This is a genomic window from Thermotoga sp. Mc24 (assembly GCF_000784835.1).
GTDB lineage: Bacteria > Thermotogota > Thermotogae > Thermotogales > Thermotogaceae > Thermotoga.
The window spans coordinates 32,917-55,852 of the sequence record NZ_JSFH01000010.1; the positions used below are offsets into that span (position 1 = coordinate 32,917).

The 22,936-nt window shown below is 46.1% G+C and carries 16 protein-coding genes; 8 read left to right on the forward strand and 8 right to left on the reverse strand.

Going from position 1 to position 22,936, the window contains the following annotated elements; translation table 11 throughout:
• Positions 1 to 19 precede the first annotated feature (19 nt).
• From MC24_RS06465 to MC24_RS06480, 4 genes are all read left to right on the forward strand, one after another.
• Positions 20 to 1,321 (forward strand): DUF438 domain-containing protein, encoded by a 1,302-nt coding sequence (locus MC24_RS06465; RefSeq protein ID WP_038053664.1) that lies wholly within the window; start codon positions 20 to 22, stop codon positions 1,319 to 1,321.
• A gap of 139 nt (positions 1,322 to 1,460) precedes the next feature.
• The gene (locus MC24_RS06470) at positions 1,461 to 1,787 is read left to right on the forward strand and encodes an ArsR/SmtB family transcription factor (RefSeq protein WP_011944154.1); all 327 of its coding nucleotides are present in this window, start codon (positions 1,461 to 1,463) and stop codon (positions 1,785 to 1,787) included.
• A gap of 5 nt (positions 1,788 to 1,792) precedes the next feature.
• A complete protein-coding gene (locus MC24_RS06475) occupies positions 1,793 to 2,881 on the forward strand; it encodes a permease (RefSeq protein WP_011944155.1) in 1,089 nt (362 codons plus the stop codon).
• 13 nt (positions 2,882 to 2,894) lie between these two features.
• The gene (locus MC24_RS06480) at positions 2,895 to 3,137 is read left to right on the forward strand and encodes a thioredoxin family protein (protein ID WP_011944156.1); all 243 of its coding nucleotides are present in this window, start codon (positions 2,895 to 2,897) and stop codon (positions 3,135 to 3,137) included.
• 13 nt (positions 3,138 to 3,150) lie between these two features.
• Here the strand turns inward: MC24_RS06480 and MC24_RS06485 are convergent, their stop codons facing one another.
• Positions 3,151 to 3,417 carry a hypothetical protein gene (locus tag MC24_RS06485; protein WP_038053668.1) on the reverse strand — a complete coding sequence of 89 codons (267 nt, stop codon included), beginning with the start codon at positions 3,415 to 3,417 and terminating at the stop codon, positions 3,151 to 3,153.
• A 357-nt stretch (positions 3,418 to 3,774) separates the two neighbouring features.
• Between MC24_RS06485 and MC24_RS09905 the strand changes: the two genes are divergently transcribed.
• Positions 3,775 to 4,764, forward strand: a complete 990-nt coding sequence (locus MC24_RS09905; protein ID WP_235280336.1) for a DUF262 domain-containing protein — start codon at positions 3,775 to 3,777, stop codon at positions 4,762 to 4,764.
• A gap of 50 nt (positions 4,765 to 4,814) precedes the next feature.
• Positions 4,815 to 5,528 (forward strand): hypothetical protein, encoded by a 714-nt coding sequence (locus MC24_RS09910; protein ID WP_235280337.1) that lies wholly within the window; start codon positions 4,815 to 4,817, stop codon positions 5,526 to 5,528.
• Positions 5,529 to 5,552: 24 nt separating this feature from the next.
• Here MC24_RS09910 and MC24_RS06495 read toward each other — a convergent pair whose 3' ends face one another.
• The 7 genes from MC24_RS06495 to MC24_RS06525 are packed head-to-tail and all read right to left on the reverse strand — an operon-like array spanning position 5,553 to position 21,470.
• A complete protein-coding gene (locus MC24_RS06495; protein WP_038053670.1) occupies positions 5,553 to 8,594 on the reverse strand; it encodes a helicase-related protein in 3,042 nt (1,013 codons plus the stop codon).
• Positions 8,578 to 9,087, reverse strand: coding sequence for a hypothetical protein (locus MC24_RS06500; protein ID WP_004080570.1), 510 nt, complete (start codon positions 9,085 to 9,087; stop codon positions 8,578 to 8,580). Before MC24_RS06500 ends, MC24_RS06495 begins: the two co-directional genes overlap by 17 nt.
• On the reverse strand, positions 9,084 to 12,452 hold the full coding sequence (locus tag MC24_RS06505; RefSeq protein ID WP_012311354.1) for an ATP-binding protein: 3,369 nt from the start codon (positions 12,450 to 12,452) through the stop codon (positions 9,084 to 9,086). The genes MC24_RS06500 and MC24_RS06505 overlap by 4 nt, the downstream gene beginning before the upstream one ends.
• The gene (locus MC24_RS06510; RefSeq protein WP_012311355.1) at positions 12,452 to 15,478 is read right to left on the reverse strand and encodes a DUF1156 domain-containing protein; all 3,027 of its coding nucleotides are present in this window, start codon (positions 15,476 to 15,478) and stop codon (positions 12,452 to 12,454) included. The genes MC24_RS06505 and MC24_RS06510 overlap by 1 nt, the downstream gene beginning before the upstream one ends.
• A 50-nt stretch (positions 15,479 to 15,528) precedes the next feature.
• A complete protein-coding gene (locus MC24_RS06515) occupies positions 15,529 to 16,485 on the reverse strand; it encodes a DUF1175 domain-containing protein (protein WP_038053673.1) in 957 nt (318 codons plus the stop codon).
• The gene (locus tag MC24_RS06520) at positions 16,427 to 16,879 is read right to left on the reverse strand and encodes a hypothetical protein (RefSeq protein WP_038053677.1); all 453 of its coding nucleotides are present in this window, start codon (positions 16,877 to 16,879) and stop codon (positions 16,427 to 16,429) included. Before MC24_RS06520 ends, MC24_RS06515 begins: the two co-directional genes overlap by 59 nt.
• Positions 16,857 to 21,470: an alpha-2-macroglobulin family protein gene (locus MC24_RS06525; RefSeq protein WP_156105089.1), complete on the reverse strand. Its 4,614-nt coding sequence runs from the start codon at positions 21,468 to 21,470 to the stop codon at positions 16,857 to 16,859. Before MC24_RS06525 ends, MC24_RS06520 begins: the two co-directional genes overlap by 23 nt.
• 203 nt (positions 21,471 to 21,673) lie before the next feature.
• On the opposite strand from MC24_RS06525, the gene MC24_RS06530 reads away from it, so the two are divergent.
• On the forward strand, positions 21,674 to 21,913 hold the full coding sequence (locus tag MC24_RS06530) for a sulfurtransferase TusA family protein (protein ID WP_004080581.1): 240 nt from the start codon (positions 21,674 to 21,676) through the stop codon (positions 21,911 to 21,913).
• Between the two features lie 15 nt (positions 21,914 to 21,928).
• Complete coding sequence (locus MC24_RS06535) at positions 21,929 to 22,927, forward strand: YeeE/YedE family protein (protein ID WP_008193303.1); 999 nt, start codon at positions 21,929 to 21,931, stop codon at positions 22,925 to 22,927.
• Positions 22,928 to 22,936 lie beyond the last annotated feature (9 nt).

A 22,936-nucleotide genomic window follows, 5' to 3' on the forward strand; every position in this document is an offset into this window, starting at 1 on the left:
TTAAAAAGGGGAGATTCCTATGGAAAGAGAAAAAGTGGAACTTTTTAAGGAAGTGCTGAAAAAACTCCACGAAGGTGAGAACGTGGAATCTTTGAAAAAACAATTCGGAGAACTGCTCTCGCAGATTCCACCGTTCGAGATACCCGTCATCGAGCAGGAATTGATAAAAAGCGGTGAGATAGACGTAAGAGACATCATCAAGATGTGCGATCTTCATGTTGAGTTCTTCAGGGGAGCCGTGTCAGAAGCCGGCAGAGAAATAGAAAAGCTCCCGAATGGACACCCGCTAAGGACGCTCTACGAGGAGAACAAACAGATACTAAAAGATGCGGAAGCTTTGAGTTTGCTTGCTTCCAGCACGTTCTCTCTTCCAAAAGACGATCCTCGCAGGAAACAGTTCTACGAAAAACTCGTGCAGCACGTCTCAGGGCTTCACAGAATAGGTCTCACCCATTACACGAGGGAAGAGATGCTGATATTCCCATACATCGAGAGAAGAGGTATCACAGCCGTTCCAACAGTCCTCTGGTCCAAACACGACGAGATCAGATTGAAGATAAGACTCCTTCTCAATCTTTTGAAGAAAGAAGAATCTGATGAACGGCTGAAAGAAGAAGCCCTGGAACTTTCAAGGATGCTCTCAGACATGGTCTTCAGAGAAAACAACATACTCTATCCGACACTGAAGGTTCTTTTCTCTGAAGGTGAGTGGAAAGCGATAAAGCTGCTGGAGAAAGACATAGGATACTACAAGATTGAAGTGACAGACGAGTGGGAAACTTCAGCGGAGCCTGTTCTTCCACACCAGATGGATCCAACCGTTTCCCCTGAAACTTACGAGAAACTTCCCGATGAGATCAAAAGGGTTGCCGGAATGCTCACTCCAGACACCGAATACTCGTTGGTTCGAGACAACGATATGGAAATAGAAAGTGGTTATCTGTCTTTGGAAGAACTGAACGCTATTTTCAAAACGTTGCCGTTCGATATAACCTTTGTGGATAAACACGGAAGAGTACGTTTCTTCTCTGGAGGTCACAGGATCTTCCACAGAGCTCCCACCGTTCTTGGAAGACCGGTCCAGTTCTGTCATCCCCCAAGGAGCGTTCATATCGTGAACAAAATTCTCAAGGCTTTCAAAGAGGGAAGAAAAGAACCTGCGGAGTTCTGGATCAACATGGGTGACAGAAAGATCCACATACGATACTTCCCGGTCCTGGACAAAGAGGGAAACTATTTGGGAACACTGGAAGTGGTGCAGGACATCACAAGGATAAAAGAACTCGAAGGAGAAAAAAGGCTCCTCGACTGGAAAGACTGAAAAAGCGCAGGTTCTCCTGCGCTTTTTTCAATCACTCGTTTTGTAACCCATAGGTCTTCTCTTTGTTGCCCAATTTAAACGATGAAATTTATGTTTTCTGATAGTATATAAGTGATAAATTATATAAGAAGGTGATTATATGAAGCTTCATGAGTTGTTCCATATCCTTTCAAACGAAACCAGGCTGAAGATTTTAACTCTTCTTCTGGAGGAAGAGATGTGCGTTTGTCAGATACTGGCAAATATAGGAACAACTCAGCCGAACATTTCACAGCATCTCCATGTTCTCAGAAACCACGGCATTGTCAAATCTCGCAGAGAAGATTCCTTCGTTTACTATTCGATCGATGAAAGATTCATCGAAGAATATCCGTTCCTTTTCACTATTCTCGAACGTGCGAGAAAGGAATATGATGTTAAGACCGTTAACTCCTGTTCTTTACCAAATCTATCAAATAAGGAGTGAGAAATTTGGCGACCTTCATCCTGATCGCACTGATCTTTGTGGCTTTCTATTTCGTTCCGTTCGGGCATCCAATTGTTGATCAGAGTATCCTGAACGGGTTCTATTTGCTCCACGAATACGCACGTGAACATGTTCTCCTGTGTCTTGTTCCCGCGTTCTTCATCGCGGGAACGATATCGGTGATGCTCAAAAAGGACGCCGTTTTGAAACTCCTTGGCCCAAACGCTAGAAGGATCATTTCTTATCCTGTTGCTGCGATTTCCGGTGGTATTTTGGCCGTCTGTTCCTGCACCATTCTTCCGCTCTTTGGAGGGATCTACAGAAAAGGTGCGGGTATAGGCCCTGCAACCACTTTCTTGTTTGCTGGGCCTGCCATAAACATCGCAGCGATATTTCTGACAGCACGAGTTCTCGGATGGGATTTGGGACTTGCCCGTCTCATCGCAACGATAACAGCGGCTGTCCTCATAGGTTTGATCATGGAAATGATCTATCAGGAAAGGGGAGAAGGTGGACTCGCGTTCACCTCCGATGACGATCAGTACGGTGTAAGAGGAATAATATTCTTCTTGATACAGCTTGGATTTCTGGTAACGAGTTCTCTTGGTATCAACCAGACCTTCAAATATTCCCTAATGACAGTACTTGGGCTTTCTGCACTCTTCATGGCTTTGTTTGGTTTCAAAAGGGACACCGTTCAAAACTGGCTGTACGAAACCTGGGATTTTGCAAAGAAGATACTGCCGTATCTCTTCATCGGTGTGTTTTTCGCGGGTGTTTTGACCAGGCTTTTGCCACAGCAGGTGGTAACGGCGCTTCTTGGAAGCAACGGCTTTTTATCCAATCTCGTAGCGTCCGTCATAGGTGCTCTCATGTACTTTGCCACTCTTACGGAGGTTCCAATAGTTCAAGCTCTGCGAGAACTTGGAATGGCAAAGGGACCGACTCTTGCGCTTCTCATGGCCGGTAATTCCCTCAGCCTTCCGAGCATGATCGTTATCACAAAACTCCTTGGAAGGAAAAAGGCCTTCACCTACTTTGGTCTTGTGGTCATCTTTTCGACTCTGTTTGGACTGATATACGGAGCGATTTAAAAGGAGGGATAGTATGGCAAAGAAAGTGGAGATACTTGGGAAAGGGTGTCCGAGGTGCAAACAGACAGAAAAAATCGTGAGAATGGCAATCGAAGAACTGGGAATCGATGCGGTCGTTGAAAAGGTTCAGGACATAGACGAGATCATCTCAAGAGGTGTCGTGGCAACTCCTGCGGTAGCGGTGGACGGAAAAGTTGTCATCTCTGGCAGAATTCCATCTTTGGATGAAGTCAAAAAGGTACTTCAGCAGGCTTAAAACAGAACTCTGTTTAAGATAAAGCCGCCTTCTCAGGCGGCTTTGTTTGTATCATCCCCTCCTCTTTGAAGAGTTTTTTCATGCTCTTTTTCGCTTCCCATACGGCGTAATCCCTGACGTCTTTTGAGATGGGTCTGTTCCACACAAAACTGAGAACTGCGGCATCGTCTGCTAATCCTATAACAGGATAATGAACACTATCGTTGTTATTACTCTCCACGGAGTTTTGTACTCTCCACTGTACCAATCTTTCAAAAGATTCGACAGAATTTTCGTCCATTTTTAGCCAAAATCGAGTTTGACCTTACTTTCTTCTCCAGTTTTTCTGAATTTTTCAAGGCCTTTCTACATACTCTTCACTTATTTCATCAATTAATTTCTGAGTCTTTTGTTTCATGTACATATCTCCCCCCACAGTTCAACGAAATTCGGAAAGAAAATCGTATCAGTCATATAATTTGACACCAACCGGTGTACTTGTGAAAAACTCAGGGGGAGTTATAGATTTGACAAGTTTTCAAGTGCTAAAATTCTAACAGATCGTGAGATATCCTCGAACTCGAAAAGTCAGGAATAAAGGCTTTGACCAGTTCAGGAATGAAGAATCTATCACTCTCAGGGGATTGGGGGAAAAATCGTGAACAATCTTTTGTTTAAGAAAGTAGATTACAGTGTGGGTGGACTGCTGGAGAGCATCGATAGCGGTGAAATAGGCCTTCCTGATATTCAACGGCCCTTTGTCTGGGATACAACCCGTGTGCGTGATCTGTTTGATTCTATGTACCGTGGTTATCCCATAGGAACTCTTCTTTTCTGGGAAAATGGTTTTCCAGGTGAACACCGTACTATTGGGATAGGTACCAAGCAAAAAGTGCCTCGCCTGCTCGTTGTGGATGGTCAACAGCGACTCACTGCCCTTTACTCCGTGATGAAGGGAGTTCCCATCGTAGATAAGAACTTTCAACAGCGGCGCTTGAGAATAGCCTTTAATCCGATGGAGGAAAAATTCGAGGTCACCAATACATCCATTGAGCGCGATCCTACCTGGATATCTGATATCAGCATCCTGTGGCAGAAAGGTTTCGCGCCGTACGATTTCATCTCCAGTTTCATGAAGAGATTGGAAGAACGGCGTGGTCTAACCGAAGAGGAACGACAGCGAATTCCTCAATCCATTCAAAAGCTGGTCAACCTCGTCAATTATCCGATGACCGCTCTGGAAATTTCCGCCAGCGCCACAGAAGAACAGGTTTCTGAGATATTTGTTCGTATAAACAGCAGAGGTCGTACACTCAATCAGGCCGATTTCATCTTGACGTTGATGTCAGTTTTCTGGGATGAAGGGCGCAAACAACTGGAAGAGTTCTGCCGGCAGGCCAAGCATCCTCCTTCGGATAATCGTCCTTCACCTTACAACCCATACTTCAAACCCCAGCCGGATCAACTATTGAGAATCGATGTGGTACTGGCTTTTCGTCGTGCCCGGCTGGAACACGTGTATTCCATTCTACGGGGCAAGGACCTTCAAACTGGTGAATTCTCACCGGAACGTCGCGATGCCCAGTTCGCTCTCCTGAAAAAGCACAGGATGATGTCCTCAGCTTACAAAACTGGCACGACTTTTTGAAAGTGATAAAGCGTGCCGGATATATCCATCCCAGTCTTATTACCTCTGAAATGGCGCTGGTTTACACTTACTCCCTCTGGCTCATTGGCAAGCAAGACTTTGGCCTGGACCAGCACACTCTCCGCAATCTGATGGCACGATGGTTCTTCATGAGTTCGCTCACCAGTCGCTACTCCTCTTCTCCTGAAACTCGTATGGAACAGGATCTCGCATTGATACGAAACTGTTCCAGTTCAGAAGAGTTCATTCGGACACTGGAACAGGAAATATCGGCGGTCCTGACAAATGATTACTGGACTGTCACGCTCCCTAACGAACTGGCCACAGCTTCCGCTCGCAATCCGGGACAATACGCTTTCTTTGCAGCTCTCTGTTTGCTCGACGCTCCGGTACTCTACTCTTCTATGAAGGTTCGTGACCTTCTCGATCCCACATCACAATCGCACAAATCAGCGCTGGAAAGGCACCATCTCTTTCCGCGCAAACACCTTGAAAAACTGGGCATCAAAGATAAACACGACATAAACCAGGTTGCCAATTTCGCTCTGGTAGAATGGCACGACAACGTTGATATAGGAGATCGCCCTCCTTCAGACTACGCACCTGAATACGAACGTCGTTTCCCACCCGACAAACTCAAAGAAATGTACTGGTACCATGCACTGCCCGAAGGCTGGTACAACATGGATTACTGGACATTTTTGGAGGAACGCCGACGTCGAATGGCAGAAATCATTCGAAAAGGGTTTGAGAGTTTGAAGTGAAAAAGTCAGTCTAATTGGAAGAAATCACCTCCTGCGGTATATTTTCTGTCCGAGTGAAATGACGTATCGTTGTTTTGTTTTTATTGTCGATCCAAATATTTCGGTGATATCAATGTCTTTATTCTCGTGAACCAGGTATATTCTTCTTTTTTCATCATCGAACGGGCTGAAGATCTTTAAAATTACGGGCTTTTTACCTCCAAGGTTGGAAACTATGTAGATCCAGTATCTATCCCGATTGTCATTTGCGAATCTGTGCTCAGCCGCGGTCAACTCAGCGGACAGCCACAAGGGTTTGTGTCCCTTGACTTCTATGTACTTCTCACCTTCTGGTTCAGAGACTTTTATATCGTAGTGTTCCTTCAAAGAAACATCCTCTACCTTCCAGTCAGAGCTTTCCCCATACTTTTCAATTAGACGCTTCTTTTCTATGTTCATAACAATTTCCATGGCTTTTCTTTCACTTTCAAGAATATCTTCGAGTGGAACGAAACCTCTTTCCATCCATCTTTCATAGTCGTTCGATGGAAGATCAAAGCTGTCTGGAGGAAGGCCGAGGATTTCAAGAATGGAAGGATGAAATAGTTTAAAAATGGAAAATTCCCTGTCGGATACACCCTCAACTCTCAAAATCTCAGATGACTTCGTGTCCAGATTTATGAACAGTGAGCCTGTTTTCATAAAAGATTCATTCAGTTCAGTGTCATAATCTGTGTGTTTATTCATGATGCTTTGTAAATCTTTGGCACTCCGATCTATCAATTTCGCGGTTTGAATATCCATCTTCTCTTTTGGATTTGCCCATTCAATAACGAACCATTCTTTTGAAAACACATCTGCCAGCTTTTCCAAAAGAGAAGTACCACGGTAGAGCTGAGGTGAAACGTTTCCACCGATTTCAATTAGTACAGGATACTCGTATATCTTTCTTCCTCGATCGATGACTTCCACCTGGAAAAGTCTGTATTCTTTTGACTCATTTTTAACGGCTATTTTTAAACACTTCTCGTTCAGAAGTGGTTCATGTATTCTATCTGTCAGAATTTTAAAAAGGTATGAACCTATACTATTGATAAAACTATTTTCAAAAACTGATATGTACTTTTTAAGTTTCTCGAAAACGATCTCCGATTCCATATCGTCAGGTAAAAGAACACTGTTCAGTTCTTCTTGAATTTCATTACAGGTGTTCAAAGGAACGACTTCTTCGATCTTCGTTCTGAGAGATTTCAAAGTGCTGATTATACGTTTTGTCTGTTCATCTAAATTCCTCCTTTTGATGGCAGAGAGCATCAGTTCGAACTCGGACACAGGAGAATCCGAAGTTTCCTCGTCCTGAACGTTCTCCAGCCGATACTCGAAATTTCCACTGAGCGTTCTCGTTCCAAAAACTGGCTTACCAACGTTCGGCCCAGTTCCAACAGCATCAGTTATGTTCAGGATCTTCTGATAAAGGCTTTCCAGTATCTGAAGATCTGCCTCGTGGTTGAGAAGAAGGGTGTAAGCGATCGTTTCTTTTGTCTGATTCAGTCTCCAGATTCTTCCCACCCTCTGTTCGAGCTTTATCGGACTCCAAGGGATTTCGTAATTGATCAGGATGTTTGCCACCTGCAGGTTCAATCCCTCGGATGCCACATCGGTTGAGATCAGTAGTTTTCCATCGTTTGCAAATTTCTCCACCTGTTTTTCTATTTCTTCGCTTTTCATTCCGCCATGAAGTACAGATATATCCTTTTCCTCAGAAAGGTGAATACCTTCTTGTTCGAGGAGTGTTGGAAGATTGTTCCTAAGGTATTCCAGTGTGTCCTTGAATTCTGTAAATACGATCACCTTTTCGTTTTTCTTCAGGTGATATGCGAGAACTTCGGCAAGAGTTTTCAACTTGCTGTCGTTTTTTCCGATGGTCTTTCCAATCTTCAGGATCTTTTCTAACGCGTTAATCTGTCCTTTATCAAGAGGGTATCTTTTGGCCACGCTGTTTATTATGCTACTGATCAGATCGTCTATTTCTGAATTTTCTTCCAGTTCCATCTCATCGTACCCGAGGCCGAATATCTGCTTGATCTGATCTTCCAGCACGTCTTCACCTGAAGCCCCGGAATACTGATTTTTGATGATGTTGTTTATAGTTTTCAAAGCGGATTCGTAACTCGAAGCCGCTCTTTTTCTCAAAAGTACAGCAAGAAGAGCAACAGGAGAGTTCATATGAACATCCTTGACCATTTCAAAGAGCACTTCATCCAGTTCCTCAAAGAAACGTTTTTCTTCTTCGGTAATATCAACTATCACAGCGTTGAAATCGCACTTTTTGAAGATCTCTCTCTTCTCCAGATCGTTGACAACCTTTTTTGTTCGACGAAAAACCAGAACCCCGTGAGTTCTTCTGTAGAACTTCTCGCTGTCCAGAGCGTTCCAATCGGCTGTCAGTGTTGGATCAAGGAGTCTGAGCCTTTCTATATAGTCTTTCGGATTACCTCTGTGCGGTGTTGCGGAGAGAAATACGATGTTGAGGTCCTCTTTTGATTTTTCGATCAGACTCTTCAAAAAGTTGTATCTCTGTGTGTTGTAAGTTACATTATGAACCTCGTCAACGATTAGAAGATCCCAATCTATCGCCGAGAACTTTTCTGAATGGTTTTGACTCTTTGCCAGATCGATTGACACCACAAAATACTCGGCAGCATTATTAAAAGTAGCCTTTCTGAGAAGTTTTCTTTCCACTTCGCTTCCATTCGTTATGACAACCGGTTTTCCTCCCAATCTTCTTATCTCCTGTTTCCACTGCTCTCTGAGGATCTTGGGAACGAGGATCAGAATCTTTTTTGCTTCACCTTGAAGCTCTAAATATCTCGCTATTGCAAGAGCCTGGATGGTTTTTCCGAGGCCTATCTCATCGGCTATTAGAATTCTCACAGGCCTTGAAAGCATGGCATGACAGAGCGTCTGAAACTGATGCTTGAAAGCTTCTATTCTCCTTCTGTTCGAGGGAGAAGTCAGCGAGGAATAAAAGAGAGCGGGATTGCTCAGTGTAACTTTTCTGAGTATGACCTCAGGTAACCTTTCCAAGCCTTTCTACCTCCAGGATACGCCTTGCAAGATAATTCAGCACTCTCCGATTCTTGGCTTTCCAGAAAGTGTATTTTATCTTCGAGCCCCAGAACCGTAGAGTTAAAGGTTCCATTGAAAGAACGAGATCCTCGAGATACCCCCACTCCACAGGATTCTTCAAAACAGACATCAAAACACCGTAGATCATCAATCTCAAGTACGCGTAGTCATCCGAGACCTTCAGTACAAGCTTTCTGGATCGATCATTTTCCATCTGAAAAAGGCTGATCTGTTCATCGTGTATCGCTCCTACTTTTTTCGCAAAGTTCAAAAACTCTGGCAAAAACACCTTCGCACGTGCCTCTGCTTTCCCGGGTATCTGCTCTTCTTTACCGTTTTTTCCAGCGATAAAAACCGGAACGAACTCCGCCAGCTTCTGAGTTCTCTTCACAGGAAGAGTGGACTTTTTGACGTACTTCAAAGATATGCGGTATTCGATCGCACTGTTCATTTCTGATCTCCTTTCTTTAGAATGAATGATACTTTTCCATTCAGAGGTTTCAGTTTCTCAAAGATAAGGTCATTGATCATCTGTGGTTCCGACAAACGGAAGTTCACATCGAGCAAAGCCTTTGTTCCCAGAAAATCTTCGAGCTCACCGGCAATGTATTCAAAAGTTTTTCTGTCGGTTTCACTGAACTGAACTTTCCACTCAGGCTTTTCCGTTTCGAGACGACCACTCACCACTCCTTCGAAGTCCTCTGGTAGAGATTTCAGTGTATCGAGATCTCTGATGGATTTCACGGAAACAAGAAACATTCCTTTGTGAGTTTCGTCCAAGGTATTTGTCTCAAGAACACTCGATTCAACTTTCGGTACAAGAACGATCTCCTTGGGAATCATTTTCTCTTCACTTTTTGCCTCTATCTTCACAACTTTCTTCTCAGACGGTATGGTCATATTCCATAGAATTTCAAGAGATTCACCCTCTCTGAGAAAAACGTTCTGATAGGAAAGTTCCCCGTATTCGGATGAGAGTTCGATCTCGGCATCACCAAAAGCGGTTATCCTAACGGGGATCTCTACTTTCTCGCCCGGTTTTCCTTCAACGCTTCGTCGGGCTACCTCAAGGTCGAATTCTCCTTTTTTAATCTCCACTTCTTCCTTTTTTTCCAGGATTAAACCGTACATAACGGCTTCTTCGTCCCCTATCTGACATTCCTCGTTCTCCACAGTAACCAGGTTCTTCAAAAGCTCTGAAAATTCCGAACTCGGAAGATAAATTTCGTACCACACGCGATATCTTTTTCCATCCCTAATCTCATCCTTTTCCTGTTTCAAAAGCTCGCAGACTTGTCTTCTGAGAGCTTCATTAGCTGGCAGAATTATGTCATCGGGCTCAACTTTGGAGATCTCCACGCCGCTTTCTTGTGCAAAGTCGGGAATCTCCGAATAGACCTTTTTGAATAGTATCTTTCCTTTTCTTTCAAGGCCGATCTTGAGCTTTCGAACAGCCTCCTTTATCGACTTCTTGAGATTCTCAAAGTCCACCATGGGTGCAGAGGGATTCGAACAGATGATTTTTCTCAGTTCTGACACGTAGTATCCTTCTGGTTTCAGAATATTGAGGCCGATGTTTTCTTTCAACCAGTTAGCGAATTCGATGAAATCGAATTCCTCTACGATCTTTCCTCTGCCTTTCAGAGCAGAATACACGTTTTCGACAACAGATTTCGAGCTGGCAGGAGCGTCAGCGGTGTCTATACCATCTTTAACCGGGTAAGCTACTTTTCTGAAAGAGCCCACAATTTGATTCTCAAGGTCTTCAAGGGCCCTGTTTCTTATATCTCTGAGCTGGTTCAGCTGTATTTTCACCACGTCTTCTCCATACTTTCCATACATCTCTTTTACCGTGTCCATCACCCTCTGGCATGCCATATCTCTTGCCGTCGTCATTATCAGATGTTTCATCGTTCCCGGAATGGGATAACAGACAACCACAGTGTTCTTGTAAGTTCTGCTTCCAGAACCGATCTGGAACATAATGCCTTTCAGTAATTTCTCATCGACATCCTCACTCACCAGTACGAAGAGCTTGTACATTTCATTGTCCATAAGTTCCTGTGGTTCTTTGCTAACGATCACCTGTTCGAAGAACCTCACGTGTTCTTCTACAGTGGATCCCTTACCTCTTGCTGCGATACTCCTTTTTTCCCTCACTAACTGGTCCACATATCGGACAAGCTGGTTCCAGATCTCACCATAGCTGCTTTCGATGAGCTCCTCAGTTTTGCTGTCAACCATCTTTGTCACGTTGGCAACTCTCCAGAACCAGAAAACACCGTCTTTTCTGTTCAGAAAGACGAAGTGTGGATGGGATTCTATCTCTTCGACGGTGTCTTTTATATCAGCGGGAATCCACTGTTTTTTGGAGAAAGTTTCTGGGTCGTAGATCGCTCTCGATATGGTGGTCAGCGTTGGGAAATCATTTAGAGGAGTCGGTGCATCGAATGGATATGTTCTCAAAAAGATGTAAGTGAGAATCATCCTTGCAAGCTCTGGATGTCTGAAAGCTCTGTACTTCTCATCGTTGACCAGTTCAGCATCTATAATCGAAGCGTAATCAGCGAACTTCGACTTTTCTCCAAAGAGCATTCCCCTTATTCTGTCATTTGTAAGATCGATGTGAATAGGAAGTATGATAGCAGGTGCAAATCCCTCTTTCTCGTAGCGATCGATCAGGTTTCTCACAACGATTCTGGTTATTCTGATCATGTCCCTCGTTCTCTGAAGATCCGTCTTTTCTATGATCGTTCTCAGAATCTGTATGTATTCGGGATGGAACGGATAGGTTCTGGGTATTTCATGAGTGAATCCTCCGTGACCGAAGATTTCCACATCGTTATTTTCAGATCTTATTCTTTCCAGTGTTCTTCTTCGGATATCGGGATCCACACGCTTGAATATCCTCTTTTTCAAGACCTCGACGAGTTCGTCGTTTATGCCAACGGTTCTCACAGGTGTGTAAGAATCAGCCCCACCAACTCTTCTGACAGCATCCCACAGAGCCCTTACAACACTGTGGTTGTATTCTTCCTGAGTCCTCAGATTGCCTCCTTCCTCTGTCATGGGAAGTGTGATCACCATAGAACTCGTAGAGCTTGAAAGAGCCGTGGAGAGCCTGTCGATGAAGTTGTCCACGTTTTTTGCGTAACGGCGGTCCTCTTCCGCTCCAGAGTTGTAAAGGTTGTCAACGTAATCCGCAATTTCGTCGATCAAAAGCAGTACTTTTTCGCCTCTGAATAAATCCCTCAGAGTTTCAATGTCCGGCACCGTGAGATTTTTATCGTTTTTCTCGACGATGGAGTACTTTCCAAGGGAATGTGCTATGTACCCCCAGATCGTCTTCACACTGTAGGGGCCCACGTCCAGAGGAATACTTGGCTGACCTACCCTTCCCTTACCATACACGGGAACGACCTTTACGCTTTCTCCAAGGAGCTTTATCCTCTCTGCCAGTTCTCTTATGGTTTCTCTTTTTTCGGGAATGTATCCCTCGAGGACCTCTGGGTCTTCCAGAGCTTCAGGTGTTTTGAAGGCGTGATACAGGGTGAGGAGCAGATGCGTCTTTCCACCACCGAAGAGAGAGTAGATCAGAAATATGTTTCTTCTCTCTTTTCCCTCGAATGTATCAAGGATTCTTTTCAATATCTCCACCGTTGCATCGGTGAAATACGTCCTTTTGAAAAACTCCTTCGGATCTCTGTATATCTCCGGCGCTTCACCGGTGTACACATCCCCTAATTCCGGCGCAACTTGAGAATCAAAACTCTCATCCAGAACGTCCTCCCAAACTTCGTAAGGACCGAATTTCATCACACAGCACCCCCTACATAACCCAGGAGTCTTCTCATCAAAACGACTTCGAGGAATCCGTCCTTTTCCAGCTCCCTGTCTATCTCTGAAGCGAACTCTTCTTTCATCCTCCTGACAGGATCTATTTTCCTGATGTAGATCTCCGCGTAGTACTCAGACACGAGCCTCGCGATAAAAAGGGCCTCTTCTACCTCACCAGCCCACATTTTTCTGAGTTTTTCTATCTCCTCTTTCACTCTGGAGCGTCCAAGCAGTGAGTAGTACTCGAGAAGCTGAAGCACATCCACACTGTTTTTTGGTTTTGGCTCTACCGGATCGAGTTTCTTTTCATGAAGGAACTTCTGGAACTCCTTCGTGTCCAAAGCTTTCTTGCCGAGAAGATCCGGTGTGTAGAGCGTGTATTCTTTACTGCTTGAAGATCTCTTCTCTTTGAGAACTCCACTGCTGATCAACTCACTCGGATCTGTTGATGTTGCGAGCCTGAGGAGGACGATATCGTTCGCGCTCAAAGATGCGTTTCCAAATAGTATCTTGTAAGCGGTGTAGAACATGGCAGTGCCAGAATGGAGTGTTCCAGTTCCTTCGATCTCCGCAATCGCGTTCACAATTCCTCTTATAGTAGCGGGATATACGTATTCGTTCAAAATTTCTTCTGTCGTAAGAGGACCTTTCAGGGAGGAAATTTCTCTGTACTTTGTGACTTCCTCGAGGGCAGCCGCCATCACACCGTACAGCAGATCGAGTCCTTCATAACCATACTCTATGAATTCACGAGCCGAAGACTTTGCTTTTCTCTCGATCTCTTCCTTCAGAGTCGATATTTGAACGGTTTTTTCCTCTTTCTGTTTTCTCCAGACAGCAACGATCGAGGTGTCGAGACTCATTTTACCCCTGCTCACGATGCTCGTTTCCGATTCGGTTGTCAGAGGGATTGCCCTCGTTATTTGAAGTCTTGCTCGCCTCCAGCCGGCTTCAATGAGGTTTATCCAGCTTCCCGGATCTGTGTGAGCGTAGTAGGTGACAAGAACCCCATCGTCCTTGAGGTGCTCCCTCATGGCCACGAAGGCCTGACTGAAGAGGTTTTCGAAGTGTTGGACGGCTTTCTCCTTTTTGTTTTCGTCTTCCATGAAACGACCCGGATTCGTCGAAACTTCTTTCTTCGCAAATTCCTGCCACTGGGTCTTGATTTCCACCCATTTGGGGCCGATTCTTTTGAAAAACGCTTCCTTGTGGAACCTTGGAATGAGTTTTCCGTTCTCAACGTCGCTCAGAGCCCTTTTGAGCCAGACGTAGTAGAAGTCAGAAAGTTCTGTGTATGGGACATCATCTGCATAGGGTGGATCAGTTACGATGACGTCGAACTTCTCTCCAAGGTTGAGCGAGGTCGCGTCGCCCTGGAGAACTTTAACGGAGTTTTCTGTGAAATCCGCAAGGGTTCTCTGGGAGGAGGAGAGAGCGGAGGTGAGGTATTTAACACCCCTTAATATTGCAAGGAGTGTTTTGATCATCCCACCAAAACTACTAAACCAAGGACTTTCTGTCCAGTTCCAATTCATTGCGATTCCACGGGTGGACATTGTTTCCCCAATTTTCCACCAAGTAGAATCCCACCGGGTAACGATTGAATTGTAGTACGCATACTTCAACATCGCCGTGCTCAAATACGTTGCCACTGCCTCCGCATACTCAAATGCCCTTTCTTTATTCCAGCCCTCGGCAATCTTTTCCTCCTCGACCTTTCTGCCAACTTCCCTTATCAGCCTCACGATCTTTATGAGGGTGAGAAGCTGACGGGGGTTGAAGAACTGATACCATTTTTCTGCACTGAGTATTGGAGTAATACGGCGGTTCTCGTAAAGAGGTATTGCTTCACTCGGCACGTCCAGATCTCCCTTCTCAAGCATCTCCCTGACCTTCTCCTTCGCTTTCCAGAGTTTTTCGCTGTCTTCCTTTGTCGCTGGTTCAAAGATCAGATCTCCATCCTTGACTTTCACCTTCACGAGCAGTCTCTGCCTTGCGAAGCGCTCATCACCTTCGTGGTACTTTCTCAGCGCGAACTTCACATAAAAATCCCCGTTTTTCAGCTTCATGTGGTGATTTCCATTTTCATCCGCGTACTTTATGACATTTCCACACATAAGACAGGTGAGCTGGCTCCGTCTTAATTCGATATTCGCCGAAGGAACTTCGAAGATAACCGTGTTTCCATCTATCTTCACATCACTCTGTTTCAGCTTTCCATCTCTTACAGCTTCTTCTACTGTTTTCACGTAGTTTTCTCCTTCGAAGATGATCTCATTGCCGTCAACATTCGCTTTAGAAATATCGTCCAGGATTTCGTTGAGGTCAATCACCCTTATTTCAATCTCATCGCCCTTCCTCTCAGGCTTCATGTAGGCGAGCCTCTTGTAGCCCTTGCCGTCCTTAACTCTTGCCAGCCAGAAATTTCCTATCGCAGGAGTCCACCGCCCACAGTGAGGGCACCTGATTTCCCACGTTCCGATGTAAACGGCCACGTCATCGTCGTAAAGCTCCCTGATTTCAGGGTCATTCTTGAGTTGCTCGGTTATCCACTCACCCCACCTTTCAACGTCTTTCACGAGGGATTTCCCGAACTTCTTTGGATATTCGAGAACGGCCTTGAGAAAAATGTAGGTTGTTGGTAGAAGTTCAACAGCCGTGACATCAAGGCCGAGTCTCAGCCCTTCGAGGGGAATCGAACCGAACCCAGCGAAGGGATCGAGCAACTTTTTCCCTTCAAAGTACTTCGCAAATTCCGCGGGAATTTGAGGGTTCTCTCTGTGGGGTGTGGGCGAAGAAAGTCTTACAGCCGCTTTGAATAGATTTTCATCCACGTTTTCGGGAAGCAGTGCCCCCGCTATTACAGACCTTGCACCTACGAGAGGTTTCCTCGTCCAGTAAAACACCATCTCCCAGTACGGAGGCCTTCCAGGTCCTTTCTCGCCGGAACTTTTTTTATTTACTTCCTGGACCGGGAATTTGAGACTTTCAAGGAATGTTTTCATTGTACATCCCCCTTTGGATTTGCTGTATCCAACTTAAATTGTACACAAAATCACTTCAAAAACCTGAACCTGTAAAATCCAAGAAAGTACGGATTTATCTCAAGGGGTGCCCAGGAGGGGTCGTAGTTCACAAGTTCGGAGTATCTGACGAACCTGAGCTCTCCCGGATTTTCTCCGATCGGCCCCGTGTGGTACACGAACCACCCTTCGTGATCAGCAAGATTAAGATTTCCGACGAATATCATGAGATGGTACGGCATCTCGACGTCTTCAGGATGGAAGAAAACCGCTATGTCACCCGGAAGCGCTTTTGAAACGCTCTTTGTGACAAATTCCATACTGCACTCCACAAGGATCCTCGCAACCGCAAAGCTTGAAAAGTCCTCCACTCCCCTGTAAGCTCCTTTCTCTATCCTGAACATCTTCGTTCCAACCAGTGGAAGATTCGGGTAGTTGTACTTCTCCACGTCTTCCCAGACGGGCCCGTCGTAACCTGAGAGAGAAAGCCAGCTTCCTGTGTGTTTCTTCAGTGCCTCTCTTGCGCAGTACCTGACGAAACCAGAGCAGTCCCTTTCCTCTTTCGGCCAGAGAGGAGGATCGTTCTTGAACGCCGACAGGGCTATCCAGACGAACCAGTTTCTGAACCTCTCGCTGTCTTCACTGTCGAGCTCCAGAGAGTCCGGGTATCCGTCGCCGTCGCTGTCTTCCTCGCTGGCTCTGGCTTCGATCTTCAGTTCCTTCTCCACCCTGAAGATACCACCGCTCTCAAAACGCAGGGTCACGATCTCACCGGGTTTCACCTGTTTGATCAGAATACCGTTTTCTTCGAGCACGAAGTCTTTAGAACACTCCACCTTCGCTCCCCTGACTTCAAGAGGAACGAAAACGTCCTGGACGTCTTTCAAAACGAAAGTGCCCTCAGAAAACTCCACTCTGAACCTCAAAACCTCAACGACGTTCCACAGAAGAACGCCTGTAACGATCAACAAGATCAGGTATCTCTTCATAACGCACCTTCTCCATGAATCTCAAAAGACAGTCCCTGTGATAGCCATAGACCTCTTCCGGTTTCACGCCGAGCACGGCAAGGATCACACCCTCTTCCATCCACCGCGGTAGATCAAAATACGTCTCCAACACATGGTGTAGAAGCTCGTGGAGAATCGTCCCTTCGAGAGAGTTTTTCCTTCGAAGCACATCGAACGGCTGGGTGTAGATGACACCTTCGTGGTAAACTCCACCCGTGTGATACGGCATACCCGTAATTTTGCGGAACTCTTCAAGACTTCCGCACTCGAAGACCACCACGTCCAGGTTCGGTTCGACCCTCAAGAATTCGCATACCTTCGCAAAGCGATCCAGAAAGTCTCTTCCCAGCTCAAGGTTGATCATCTCTTCCATCGACAAGATTCGTCCCGATGAAAAGCACATCTGGATCTGTATGAGCGTAGAGACCACGAGAATACATCGGATAAACCCGCGCCGGAAGAAGATGAAACACCCCCTCTGCGGTCGCTCTCCAGACGTAGTCGAAACTATCACCGTAAAGGTATCGGGCAAAGAGCGCCACCCTGTCAGTGCGAATCTCCCTTCCAGAGTACCACGCGTCCCATGAAAAGTACCAGCTGTACGAGAACTTGTTCTCTTCGATACCTTTTTCTCTGTAGTTCGAGAGCACCTGCGCGCAGGACGGAATGAAATCCTCCACTATGAGGTAGTTCCCGTCTCCTTCAACCCTCACCACCGTTTTGATTATGTCTCCCAACTCTATCTTCACGTCTTCAACGTCGAAGACCACCTCGAAAACTCTGTCCCAGAGCGTCTTCGAAGAGCCAGCGAAACGTATGCTCTCCGCCACCAGCCTCTTCCCATCCCAGAAAAAGACCCTTCTGGCAACGAACGGAAGTTCCACGAACTCTCCGTTCTTGTACCAGTAGGTTTTGTTTTCTCCCCTCAGCAGGATCTCATCCATCGTGCAGGACAGCCCCGTGACGTCTTCGGGAACGGGTATCTTTTCATCACCGATCAGCACGAATCCTTTCATGAGAAAGACAAGACCACTCTTCATGAAACCTGCGTCCATCACGTCCAGATACCTGGTGATGGTGTTCTTCTCCGTATCGTAGACGAGCACTTCATCTTTGAGAACAACGAGAATCAGGCCGTTGAACGTTTCGATCCTGGAGAACGTGTAAGTCTCATCACCTATTTTCACCTTTGCACCGTCTATCTCGAGGGGAACTCCCTTGTATTCAATTCTCTTCTTCCAGTACTCGTACGGCAGGATGTAGAGTTCCTCTTCCTGGTCTCTTTCGACAGAATGCATTGAGATCGGCACGTATCCTCTCCCGATCGGCACGAAGGCATCCACAATCATTCTTTTCTCCTCTATCAGAAGTTCGTACCTTTTGTAGAATTCTCTTTTTATCTCCAGGCCTTCACTCACAGACTCTTTCGGAACTTCGACGTAGGTTATCTCCACCTCCACGATGCCTTTTCCAGAAACGATCAGTGAACCGGGAACGAGAGATCTTTCTTCACCTGGCTTCAGTTCGAAGGTGTTTTCGGAGTTGACTACCTTCAGTGTGGTTGAAGTGTACTCCGGCATCGACTCGAGGAGAGCCAGGATGGCAAAAGATGTGTCTTTTGTGGAAGTCCAGAAAGCGCTGTCTTTTTTCAGAAGAAGGTAATTTGTCAGTTTTCTTTCCAGTTCCGGGAATTCCTTCCACTTCGCAAGAGCCCTGAGGAAGACACTGTTGAGCTGGATATCACTGATGAGTGGGTTATCAGAAGATACATTCAGATAGGCTTTCTGCTCGTCCTGGACAACGTGGTTCATCAGCTGTTTCAGAGCCTCTTTTGAGCTCAAACTCAGAAACACCAGATCCGCTTCGCTTTCTGGCTTGAACGGCTCGTGGTCCACTCCGTACAGATCGAGAACGTACGATCCGTAGGCCGACGGATGCTTCTTGAGATACTCTATTCCCCTCTGAATAACGCTTTCTGCGACATCGTATCCCGCCTTCATGGTGAAATACAATCCTTCCATCACGTAGCAGGTCATGAAATCATTGGATTCGTCGAATCTGAACCATCCCCAGCCACCATCGCTGTGCTGGTAGTAGTAGAGTCTGAACAGCCCACTCTGGATGATCTCCTCCAGGTTCTCCACCTCTATTCCTACGCTTGCTGCAACCACGGCCGGGAAGAACCGGCTTATGGTCTGTTCAACACATCCGTACGGGAAGTCTATCAGTCTCTTCAAGCTATCCTCGATGAGCGGAACGATGCTTTCCAGAAACCTTATCCTCGAGGAAACAAATCGCCCCTTCGGAATTTCCAGCGTCTCTTTCCCGTCCAAAAGCAAAATCCTGTAGAATTCCCTTTCGAAAGCGAATCTTTCAACGGGCAGCCTCATGGAAACCGCGTCGTTCAAATCCCCTCCGATCGCAACGAACTTCACGAAACTTCCTTCAGAAGCAGAGACAGCCCTTACTGTCCAGGTCTCTGTGTGTGATGAGTTCGCCTCCATCAAAAAGTGTCTTGAGGAACTCCCCTCGAGGAGTTCTATGTTTTCGGGAAGTTCTATCATGAGGTCAACAGGCAGGGCTTTCGAAGTCCTGTTGAAAACGGTCGCGGATATTCTTATCACATCTCCATCTCTCAGGAAAGACGGAAGGTGCGGCATCAGATAGAACTTTTTGGAAACAACAATTCCACTTTCTGCCTGGGAGAATCGATCCTTTGAGAAACCGTAGGCCGTTGCCCTGAAGGAGGTGATGCTGTCCGGGACCTTGAAGCTCACCTTTGCCGTTCCGTTGTGGAGCTCCAGCGAAGGGATCCAGAGGGCCGTGTCGGGGAAGTACTCCCTGACGTTCAGCCTGGATGGGAAAGCGTTCTGTTTGAAGTCGGCGAAGGTCTTCTCCTCTGGAAGGGAAGCGAGTTTGTTTCGGAACGAATCCCTTGAAACGTAGAGTTTCCAGTAATGTGGAAATCCTCCTTCTGTTTGAGGATAGTTCATGTAAGGGTAGAGGAAATTTTCGAGCACTGGTGGTTCTGTTCCAACCATGGCGTATATCGCTTCATCAACCAGGAAAAGACAGACTCTGTCCACGTTCGATTCGATCGTGATCTGTGCTATTTTCCCCGGTTCGTACTGATCTTTGTCGAACAGTATCTTCATGGTGGTGAAGTTCGTGTCGAGCAGAACGTTCAGCCTTTCCAGTCTGTAGATCCGACCCGTGTCGTCGCGTCCGACAAAGCTGAGAAAGAGATTCTTCTCGGGGATATCTTCCGGTATTCCGACGCGCAAGTTGACAGAGCCGGTGAAAGAAACGGGAATGGTGTCGTAAACCCTGCTTGAGACAATTCCCAGAACTCCCATCACCTTACCAGGTGCAAGGATCTGAACCGAAAGTTCATCTCCGGGTTTCACCGTGTTCGTTGCCGGGTTGATGACGAACTCGTTACTCATTCTTGCACTGTAGTAAGCGTACACGTAGAGACGAGTTTTCGCCTTTCCAAAGGAGAGTTCGATTCTGTAACTTTCTGGTTCTTTTGGAGTGAAAGTAACGATCGCTTCGCCGTTTTCCACGACCACCGTACTCGTTGAATCTTTGGAAGAGACGGTGAGCAAACCATCTAAGGGATTACCTGAAAGATCCGTCACTTTCACCTTCACTCTCACCAGTCTGCCCGGCGAGGTAAAAACGTACCGAGTCAGCGGAGATATCAGAACGTTGTCGGCGTACACATCCACGGTTTTGACTTCCTCGATCTGACGCTGGCTCTCATCCGTTACGATCACTTCCAGCCGGTAAAAGCCCTGAAATCCTTCTTCTGTCTTCACACCGAACCTGAGGTTTCCCTCTTCGTCCGTGAAGTCCGTTCCCCTGTAGACAAGATAGCCACTTCCCTCTTCGGGAAAGGCTCGAACGTAGTAGGCAACCTGCGCTTTCGCGACGGGCTGGCCGTTGAAGTACCTCACCCTGACGAGGTAGTTCACAACTTCACCCGATATGTACACGTCTTTGTCCGTTTCGATTTCGACTTTGTACTCCGGTTTTCTGTACTCTTCCACCAGAAAGTTTTCGTAGTAGTATCTTCCTCCATGTTCGATCTTCACTCTGTAGAGTCCAACCGGGGCTGTGTCTGGAAGTTCCACGGAACCGTTGAATCCACCGAGTTCGTCGGTTTCAAGCTCCGATTTGTAAACTTCGTTGTTCTTCGTGTCGAAGATGGAAACGGTGACCTTCGTCTTTTCAAAGGCCCTGTAGAGACCCTCTTCAAAAGAGAAGATCTGCCCTCTGAAATGGACCGTGTCTGACGGTTTGTAGATCGGTCTGTCCGTGACGAAGAAGAGCTTCTCTTTTTCAAGTCCTCCACCAGAAAAGTACACTTCTCCAAAAAATCGAGAATCCCCGTACCTGATGTAGAACGTGTCGAAGTGTTTCGTGATAGAAACAACACCATCTTTGCCGGTGAAAACTCTGTCGATCAGTTTCGAATCTTCAAAGAGAAAAACCTCCGCTCCTTCTACAAAATCACCATTTGAGTCGAACACGTGGAGTCTCAATTTTTCACTGTCGGAGAAGTAGATCACCTCCAGATCGGTGACGATGAAAAGACCCTTGTCCATCACTCTTCTGAGAACTGTTCCTTCGTTGGAAACCAGTGTCGCAAAGTAGAATCCTTTGTTTTTCAGTGGAAATGAGAATTCCTTCCACTCCTCTGAGGAGAACTTTTTACTGTAGGTGGGGCGTGTTATCTCTAACAGCGAAAAATTGAAGTTTTCTGGGTCAAAGACTGCCTTCAAAAAGTCTTCTTCATTTATCTTCCACACGTTCAGGGTGACATCCTCCAGATCTGAGATCACAAAAGAGAGCCCCTCATCTGGATGTAGAGTGGGATATCTGGAGAAATAGGCGTATCCTCCAAAAAGACTGAAACCGGCCAGAAGAAAAACTAAGAAAATCAATCTCTTCATACCCATCATCCCCCCACTTCCACATTTTTAGAATGTTAATACTATGATACCACTTAACGAAAGAAAATCAGAAGATCAATTTTTGAATATGATTGTTTGGTAAATTTACCATATTGTAATATTGATTGATGTCTATGTAACATTAGAATGTTATCATTTTCACGAGGATCGGGATTTTTTTCACAAAAACTCAAGGGGAGGTGTGCAGTATGGCGAAGTATCAGGTTACCAAGACTCTGGATGTGAGAGGAGAGGTTTGTCCAGTGCCCGATGTCGAAACCAAAAGGGCTCTACAGAACATGAAACCAGGGGAAATCCTCGAGGTATGGATTGACTATCCAATGTCGAAAGAAAGAATCCCGGAAACTGTCAAAAAACTCGGCCACGAAGTCTTAGAAATCGAAGAAGTGGGCCCAAGCGAATGGAAAATCTACATCAAAGTGAAATGAGGAGGTGCAGACATCATGATCTGGACCGGTCTACTGATCGGAGTATTGTTCGGTGTAATCCTTCAGCGTGGCAGGATCTGCTTTAACTCTGCTTTCAGGGACGTTCTGATCTTCAAGGACAACTATCTGATGAGGCTCGCTGCGTTGACACTTGGACTCGAATCCATCACGCTCCTTATCTTCGCTCAGGCCGGCCTCATAACTCTCAACCCTAAACCCCTCAACTGGATTGGAAACATCGTTGGTGGCTTCATCTTTGGAATTGGAATGGTCCTCGCTGGCGGATGTGCTTCGGGAGTGACTTACAGAACTGGTGAAGGAATGACAACAGCGTGGTTCGCAGCTCTGGCCTACGCTTTGACGGCTCATGCTACAAGTAAGGGATTGTTCTCGGGATGGATCAAATGGCTGAACAACTACACGGTGACAGTTTCGAACACGAGTCCCGTTTACGCTCCAAAGACTGGGCCAACTATCGCAACGGTGCTCGGTATCAGTCCATGGATCGCCTCAATTATCTTCCTTGCGCTCATGCTCTGGTATGCCTTCGGAGTGAAGAATAAGTCTCAGAGGCCTTCCAAATTGAACTGGATCGCTGCTTCTGTTCTCATAGCGATACTCGCACCCATAGCCTGGTGGGCAAGTGCGAGCACAGGAAGAAACTACGGTCTTGGTATCACAGGGGGCTGGATAAATCTGGTTTCTGTTTACGCAAACAATGCTTCTCTGAACTGGGAAGGCGCTGAAATTCTCGGAATAATAATAGGAGCCGCTATATCTGCCATTGCAGGAAAAGAGTTCAAACTGAGAATGCCAAAGAATCCCAAAACCTACGCTCAGGTTCTTCTGGGAGGATTCCTCATGGGATTCGGTGCGGTAACAGCCGGAGGATGTAATATAGGTCACTTCCTCACCGGTGTCCCGACACTGGCCATTTCATCGATAGTAGCATCTATCTTCTTTATTCTCGGAAACTGGACGATGGCCTGGTTCCTGTTTGGAAGACAGAAATGACAAGGGGGA